We start from the raw sequence: 8672 nt of genomic DNA, 5'->3' as shown, positions 1-8672 counted from the left end.
CATATAATTATGAAGGGGGTCAACCATTTAAAGTGGAGGCGCCCTTTACGCCTACAGGGGACCAACCAACTGCCATTCAATCTTTAACAGAAGGCATTGAACGCGGTGAATGGGCCCAAGTTTTGCTCGGTGCCACTGGTACAGGCAAAACCTTTACAATGGCTAAGGTTATCGAGGCTGTTCAAAAGCCAACTCTTATTATTGCCCATAATAAAACCTTAGCTGCCCAGCTATGTAGTGAGTTTAAAAGCTTCTTCCCTAATAATGCGGTAGAATACTTTGTGTCTTACTACGATTTCTACCAACCAGAAGCGTATATCCCTTCTAGTGATACGTATATCGAGAAGGATGCGTCCATCAATGATGAAATCGATAAACTGCGACATAGCGCTACGATGAGCCTCTTTGAGCGCCGCGATGTGATCATCGTTGCCTCTGTAAGCTGTATTTACGGCTTAGGTGACCCTGAGGACTACTCTGAACTGGTGCTGTCTTTGCGCTTAGGTCAGACGAAATCTCGCGACGAAATTCTGTCTAAACTCGTAGATATCCAATATACGAGAAATGATATGAATTTTATTCGCGGTACCTTCCGTGTACAAGGGGATACTATCGAGATTTTTCCTGCTGCGTATAGTGAAAGAGCCATTCGGGTGGAACTCTTCGGCGATGAAATCGATCGCCTTGTTGAGGTAGATGCTTTGACTGGCGAAGTGATTGCTGAACGCAAGCACGTTGCCGTATATCCAGCATCTCACTATGTAACTACGAAAGATAAGATGCGTATTGCTGTAGAACGTATTGAGGCTGAGTTAGAAGAACAATTAGCTAAATTGAAAGCTGCTGACCGTCTATTGGAGGCTCAACGTCTTGAACAGCGTACGCGTTACGATATAGAAATGATGCAAGAAATGGGCTATTGCTCAGGCATCGAAAACTATTCCCGCCACATGTCTGAACGTAAGGCTGGCGAGGCACCATACACATTGATAGACTATTTCCCAGATGATTTCCTCATAATGGTGGACGAGTCTCATGTAACCATTCCTCAAATACGTGCCATGTACAATGGTGACCGTGCACGTAAAGAATCACTCATCGAATATGGCTTCCGTCTGCCGTCTGCGCTTGATAATAGACCGCTTCAATTCGATGAGTTCGTGGAGCGTATCAATCAAATCGTCTATGTATCGGCAACGCCTGGTCCATACGAAATGGAAGTACAAACGAATATTGCAGAGCAAATTATTCGTCCTACCGGTCTACTTGATCCATCCATTGAGATTCGTCCTATTAAGGGACAAATGGACGACTTGCTCGGTGAAATTCATAAGCGTGCTGCCAAGAATGAGCGTGTTCTCGTTACGACCTTAACAAAGAAAATGGCAGAGGATTTAACAGAGTTCTTGAAGGAAATGGGCGTCCGCGTTCGATACCTTCATTCGGATATCGTTACTATCGAGCGTGCTGAAATTATTCGTGACTTACGGGCTGGTGTATTCGATGTACTGGTTGGTATTAACTTGCTTCGTGAAGGTCTTGATATGCCAGAGGTTTCTTTAGTGGCTATCTTAGATGCGGATAAGGAAGGTTTCTTACGTTCTGATACAGCTATGATTCAAACAATTGGTCGCGCCGCTCGTAATGTGAATGGTCACGTTATCATGTACGCTGACCGTGTAACAGGCTCTATGCAACGGGCCATCGATGAAACAGATCGCCGTCGTGCCGTGCAAGAGGCTTATAATATTGAACATAATATTACGCCTAAATCTGTCTCTAAAGATGTAAAAGAACTTATTGAGTTGACGAAAATTGAAGAAGATATGGTCACCGATGGAAAAGACTTTTCACCAAAGAAGGGGAAAAAGAAAACCTCCACAACGGGTATGGACCATGGACACGAACCATATGTACAGGATACATCTACTCCTAAGGTGGCAGATATAACGCCGGAAGAGTTATTCAATAAAATTGAAGAACTAGACCGTCAAATGAAGGCCGCTGCAAAGCAGCTTGAATTTGAAAAGGCTGCAAAGCTTCGTGACCAATTAGGGGAACTACGTCAACAATGGTCTGATATGCATAGTGCAGGAGATAGTAAGTTAAAGAAACCTACTTCTTCAAAATCTAGAAGACGTACTACCACGAAAGGTACATCTAAATAGATTGTAAGAAAACACATAGATTATATAGACTATATGTGCGATAATATACATATATTATTTCATGTTAGTAAAAATAGAGATGATGCCGATTGGTATCATCTCTTTAAATAGGGAACATAATGAAAGATCAATTGATAGTAAAAGGTGCGCGTCAGCATAACCTTAAAAATATAGATATATCCTTACCAAGAGATCAGTTTATCGTTTTGACTGGCCTCAGTGGTTCTGGTAAATCGTCCTTAGCATTTGATACAATTTATGCAGAAGGGCAACGACGCTATGTAGAGTCTTTATCTGCTTATGCACGACAATTCTTGGGACAAATGGATAAACCTGATGTAGACTATATTGAAGGCTTATCTCCAGCGATTTCTATCGACCAAAAGACTACAAGTCGTAACCCTCGTTCTACAGTGGGTACTGTAACGGAGATTTACGACTACTTGCGTCTATTATTTGCTCGCGTAGGTCACGCCCATTGTCCAGAATGTGGTAAGCCTATTACACAACAAACAATACAACAAATGACCGATGACGTAATGAGCTTCCCAGAAGGTACTAAGATTTTAGTATTAGCCCCTATGATTCAAGGGAAAAAAGGGGAGCATAAATCTGTCTTTGAACAACTTCGAAAAGAAGGCTTTGTTCGTGCCCGTGTAGATGGCGCTGTACGTACATTAGATGAAGACATTGTATTAGAAAAAAATAAAAAACACTCCATCGATATCGTAGTAGACCGTCTTGTTGTAAAAGAAGGTATTGAATCTCGCTTAGCAGACTCTATGGAGACCGCATCAAAATGGGCGGAAGGCATTGTTGTCATCCAAGAGGTAGATGGTCCTGAACATATGTATAGCCAACACTTTGCATGTCCAGATTGCCATATTTCCTTACCGAAAATTGAACCACGTATGTTCTCCTTTAACAGTCCATTTGGCGCCTGCCCAGCTTGTTTGGGTATTGGCTCTACCATGGAAGTAGACGAAGAACGTGTTATTCCAGATGGCTCTATTACCTTTGCCGATGGTTGTGTACAAGCGTTGAGCTCTAACCCTAATGCGTGGTTTATGCGCCAAGTAGAAGGTCTATTAAAAGCTAATGGATACTCTTTAGATTCTACTTATGATGAATTGCCAAAAGCATTGCAGAAAAAAGTCATGTATGGCACTACAGATAAGGTAGCTTTCACGTACGAAAATATGCGTGGTGAAGTGAAAGAATTCTTTACTGAGTACGAAGGTATTTTACCGATGGTAAAACGCCGTCATAGCGAAGCCTCTACAGATTCTATGCGTGAAGAGTTTGAAAAATTTATGTCCATTAAGCCTTGTACTACATGCCATGGAGCTCGTCTTAAACCTGAAGTTTTAGCCATTACTGTAGGGGATAAGAACATCAATGAAGTGACTCAATTGACCATTAAAGAAGCACTCGATTTCTTTGGTAATCTACAGCTAACTGAACGAGAACAAGTGATTGGTGCTCAAATTTTGAAGGAAATCAATGCTCGTCTTGGGTTCCTCAATAATGTAGGACTCGATTACCTTACCATGAACCGTAGTGCAGGTACTTTATCTGGTGGTGAAGCGCAACGTATCCGTCTAGCTACGCAAATCGGCTCTGGTTTGGTAGGTGTATTGTACATCCTAGACGAACCGTCCATAGGGCTACATCAACGAGATAATGATCGTCTCATCGATACATTGAAAGGTTTACGCGACTTAGGCAATACATTACTCGTTGTAGAACACGACGAAGATACGATGCGTGCTGCTGACTATCTAGTGGACATTGGTCCAGGTGCAGGTGAGCATGGCGGTCAAATTATTGCCGCTGGCTCTGTTGACGAAGTTATGAAGGTAAAAGACTCTATTACTGGTCAGTATTTGAGTGGTCGTAAATTTATCGCTCTTCCGGAACAACGCCGTAAACCAGGTAAGAACTGCATTGAAATTCGCGGTGCTAAGGAAAACAATTTACAAAATGTAAATGTAAAATTCCCTATTGGCTTATTCAATGTTGTTACTGGTGTCAGCGGTTCTGGTAAGTCTACCTTAATTAATGAAATTCTCTACAAAGGTTTAGCTAATCAATTATATCGCTCTAACTACAAAGTAGGGGCTCATAAAGAAATCCGTGGTCTTGAACATATCGATAAAATCATCAATATTGACCAAAGTCCTATCGGCCGTACACCGCGCTCTAATCCAGCTACCTATACAGGTGTATTCGATGCTATACGCGAGCTATATAGTCAAACACCGGAAGCAAAGATGCGCGGTTACAAACAAGGGCGCTTTAGCTTTAACGTAAAAGGTGGCCGCTGTGAAGCTTGTCGTGGTGATGGTATCATCAAAATTGAAATGCACTTCTTGCCAGATGTGTACGTACCTTGTGAGGTTTGTAAGGGAGCCCGTTATAACCGGGAAACCTTAGAGGTTAAATATAAAGGCAAATCCATTGCCGATGTATTAGATATGACCGTAGACGATGCAGTAGAATTCTTTAGCGCTATTCCAAAAATTCATCGTAAGATGGTTACACTACAAGAGGTGGGGCTTGGTTATATCCGCTTAGGTCAAGCTGCAACTACATTGTCTGGTGGTGAAGCACAACGGGTTAAACTAGCTACTGAATTAGCTCGTCGTAGCACAGGTAAAACCCTTTATATTCTTGATGAGCCTACTACAGGCTTACACGCTGAAGATATTCGCAAGCTGCTAGATGTACTACAAAAGCTTGTTGATGGTGGGGACACAGTTGTTGTTATTGAACATAACCTAGATGTTATTAAGATGGCCGACCATATCATCGATTTAGGTCCAGAAGGTGGTAATCGTGGTGGTACCATTGTAGCAACAGGTACACCAGAGCAAATCGCCAAGGTAAAAGAAAGCTATACCGGCAAATTCTTAGGTCCTGTATTAGAACAGACTAAGAAATTTATGAAAGTAGCTCAAAAGAAGAAATAGTTGTGAGTACAAAGCTTAAAAATCTACGAGGAAAGGAGGACATATGCCATCTGAAGAATTACTAGAGAAGGTCAGTCATTTGCCGACCACACCAGGCGTGTATTTATGGCGCGATCAATATAACCGTATCATCTATGTAGGTAAAGCCATTAACTTGCGCAATCGTGTGCGTTCCTATGTACGCAATGATGCGAACCGAGCGCCGAAGGTTGCGGCTATGATGAAGCGTGCCGTCGATGTGGAGATTATCCAAACAAAGACGGAGATGGAAGCGCTTATCTTAGAGAATACCCTTATCAAGGAGCATGAACCTAAATACAATATTAGGCTTCGTGATGATAAAACGTATCCGTACGTAAAAATCTCAGTACAAGAGGATTACCCACGGGTATATATGACGCGCCGACTAGAACGCGATGGAGCTAAGTACTTTGGCCCTTTCACAGATGTAACATCTGTACATGTAGTATTGAAATTAATACGCCAGTACTATCCACTCAGGACATGTAAGTCTATGAAGGTAGAGCGACCATGTTTGCAATATCATATGCACTACTGTGAAGCACCGTGCTTTAACAAGATTTCCGTATCGGATTATGGAAAGTATATCGATGAAATCATAGAGCTCTTTGAAGGTAAGCCCATTCCTTTGCTGAAGGAAATTAAAGAGAAGATGGAGCTTGCTGCAGAAGACTTACGCTTTGAAGATGCAGCACGCTATCGAGATCAGCTAACTAGTATAGAAAAGATACAAGAAAAGCAGCGCATGGTTACACAGCGTGGCGACTTAGACGTGTTAGGTATTGCAGTGGATACCTCGATGGCTTGTGTACAGTTATTATTCATTCGCGGTGGCCGACTATTAGGCCGTGAGAACTACTTTGTACAACATGATGGGGATAGTCAAGAAACTATCATGACGGACTTTATCAAGCAATACTATGGAGATACAAACTTCATTCCAAAGGAATTATTATTACCTATGGATAGCACCGATAGAGACTTGTTAAAGGAATGGTTTACACAGCTTAAAGGTCAGAATGTAGACGTATCTGTGCCACAGCGTGGTTATAAAATGGACATGATTAAGATGGCTCATGAGAATGCAGAAACCTTCCTAGAAGAGCGCCGTCGTCAGTGGCAACACCAAATTGATAAGACCGGTGGGGCTGTTAAAAAACTAGCTGAAGTCCTAGACTTGCCGCGATTACCAGAGCGTATGGAATGTTTCGATATTTCCCATACACAAGGGGCCGAAACGGTGGCGTCTATGGTTGTCTTTGAAGGCGGTAAGCCTGCGAAGAAGGAGTATCGTCGTTTTAAATTGAAAACTACGCAAGGTAAGCCTGATGACTTTAAGTCTATGGCTGAAATTATGGAACGACGCTATGGTAATGAAACAGATTGGCCTATGCCAGACCTCATTATTATCGATGGTGGTAAAGGTCAGCTCAACGCAGCATTGCCGTTGATTCGTGGTGTAGGTGTTACCGATGTACCTGTTATCTCTTTAGCTAAGCGTATTGAAGAGGTCTTTGTAGAAGGACAATCTGAAAGTATCATCTTAAGCCATCACACACCAGAGCTTCAATTGCTTCAACAAATACGTGATGAAGCCCATCGCTTTGCCATTACGTACCATCGTAAATTGCGGGGGAAACGTAATTTGGAATCCATTTTAGATCATATAGAAGGGATTGGCCCTAAACGGCGCAAAGCCTTGTGGGCACATTTCAATAGTTTAGAGGCTATGAAAGAGGCATCCATTGATGAACTTTCAAAGGTGGACTCTATGAACTATAAAACGGCAGAAGCATTATATAATTTCTTCAGCATGTCTAAGGTAGAAAAACAAGATATGTTGAAATAAAAAAGAGCATCTTATTTAAGATGCTCTTTTACTGTATAAGAATGTTATTTATTTTTATTGACGCTGAATGTACCAAGTACGCCAAGTGAACAATATACCTGCTACTAGTACGCTAGCGAGTAATCCAATCCATACGCCAAATGGTCCGTAATTAGGATTATTAGCAAGAATATAGGCGGTTGGGAAGCATACGCCCCAATAGGATATGAGGGAGATATAAAGAACTACTTTTACATCTTTATAGGCTCTCAATATACCTTGTAAAGGGGTTCCTATGGCATCGATAGCAGAGAAGAATACACCGTATCCAAGGAAGCTGTAGATAAGCTTGTATACTTCATCATCATTTGTAAAGAGATCTGCAATAGCGTCCATATTAGTAAACGTAAATGTACAAATCATGATAGCCAATACAATGGCTAAGATGCGAGAAATATAAGAGTACTGGATAGCCTCTTGTTTACGATCTGCCCCAAGTTCATAAGCAACTGCAATGGTAGAGGCCATAGCGATACTAAGAGGTAAACAGTAGAATACATTGGTAAAGGAAATAACAGATTGATGAGCAGCTACGACGGCGGATCCAAAGTGAACCATCAAGAGGCCAGCAATACTAAAGATACTAGCTTCTAAGAAGATGGAAAAGCCAATAGGAATACCTATATGTAGCTGTTCGCGAATGTAGTGAAAACTTGGTTTACTGAAGTCTTTAAAGATACGATATCCCTTTAGCTTTGGATGCAATAGTAATACTAAGCTAAAGAGAATAAAGTTAGTCCAACAAGCTCCGGCTATACCATAGCCAGCACCGACACCACCGATCTCTGGAAATCCGAAATGCCCAAAGATGAGTGAGTAGTTTAAGAATACGTTCACAATAAAGCTTGTAAATACGATAGCCATAGAATAATGTGTTAATCCATGACTGTCCACTGTATTGCGTAATGTATTAACCCAAAGTAGTGGGAATAGACCTATGGCGAAAGCTTTCAGATAACTAACACATACCTCTGCTGCTGCCGGTTCAAGATTGAGGGCTGTCAGCAGTGGACGTAAGCCAAAGAGTCCAATCATTAAGATAATAAATGCTAAGCCTGTACCGATATATAGGCCTTGGTAGAATATCGTTGCAATATTATCAGTTTTCTTAGCCCCCAATAGCTGAGAAATAATTGGAGTGATACCTAACAACGTTCCTTGTGCAAAGATATAGAAGAGGAGCCATAAATTATACCCCGTAGCAACCCCAGCTAAATCTATTGTACTATATTGTCCCGTTAAAAAGATGGCTATAAATGTACCACCTATAAGGGAAAATTGCGTTATACACATAGGAGTAAATAGCTTAATGAACAACCATAACTTTTGTAATATAGAATATGTTTGATACATACTTACCTCCCTTATTAATGATATATTATACGATATCATAAAGTAGTCTAATTTAATAGATAAATTCCTTGAGAATTGGGAATTAAATATATATTATTGATTAGTCTATTATGAATCTATAATTAATGATTTTTTATATCGTAGTACTTCTATTTGTACTGTTATGATTCTCATATTAATATGAATGGAGTATGCTAAAAATGAATATATATTTTACAAATTGAATTTTACACTACTAAACTATATCGATTATAATATATATACTATAGT

At 40.8% G+C, this 8672-nt stretch carries 4 protein-coding genes; 3 read left to right on the top strand and 1 reads right to left on the bottom strand.

The window, feature by feature from the left end:
* From uvrB to uvrC, 3 genes are all read left to right on the top strand, one after another.
* Nucleotides 1–2168: excinuclease ABC subunit UvrB (gene uvrB, locus QZ548_RS05570; RefSeq protein WP_295868982.1), on the top strand; the 2168-nt coding region annotated here is incomplete at its 5' end.
* A 119-nt stretch (nt 2169–2287) separates the two neighbouring features.
* Nucleotides 2288–5140, top strand: a complete 2853-nt coding sequence (gene uvrA, locus QZ548_RS05565) for an excinuclease ABC subunit UvrA (protein ID WP_295868981.1) — start codon at nt 2288–2290, stop codon at nt 5138–5140.
* Nucleotides 5141–5183: 43 nt separating this feature from the next.
* The gene (uvrC, locus tag QZ548_RS05560) at nt 5184–7010 is read left to right on the top strand and encodes an excinuclease ABC subunit UvrC (RefSeq protein WP_295868979.1); all 1827 of its coding nucleotides are present in this window, start codon (nt 5184–5186) and stop codon (nt 7008–7010) included.
* Nucleotides 7011–7064: 54 nt separating this feature from the next.
* Here the strand turns inward: uvrC and QZ548_RS05555 are convergent, their stop codons facing one another.
* On the bottom strand, nt 7065–8402 hold the full coding sequence (locus tag QZ548_RS05555; protein ID WP_295868977.1) for an MATE family efflux transporter: 1338 nt from the start codon (nt 8400–8402) through the stop codon (nt 7065–7067).
* Between the last annotated feature and the right edge of the window lie 270 nt (nt 8403–8672).

The sequence above is a fragment of the uncultured Veillonella sp. genome (genome assembly GCF_915069625.1).
Taxonomy (GTDB): domain Bacteria; phylum Bacillota; class Negativicutes; order Veillonellales; family Veillonellaceae; genus Veillonella.
This window is presented reverse-complemented; position numbering and strand designations above follow the sequence as displayed.

Coding starts and splice junctions, on each gene's coding strand:
- uvrA (WP_295868981.1), top strand. CDS start 2,288: ATGAAAGATCAATTGATAGTAAAAGGTGCGCGTCAGCATAACCTTAAA.
- uvrC (WP_295868979.1), top strand. CDS start 5,184: ATGCCATCTGAAGAATTACTAGAGAAGGTCAGTCATTTGCCGACCACA.
- QZ548_RS05555 (WP_295868977.1), bottom strand. CDS start 8,402: ATGTATCAAACATATTCTATATTACAAAAGTTATGGTTGTTCATTAAG.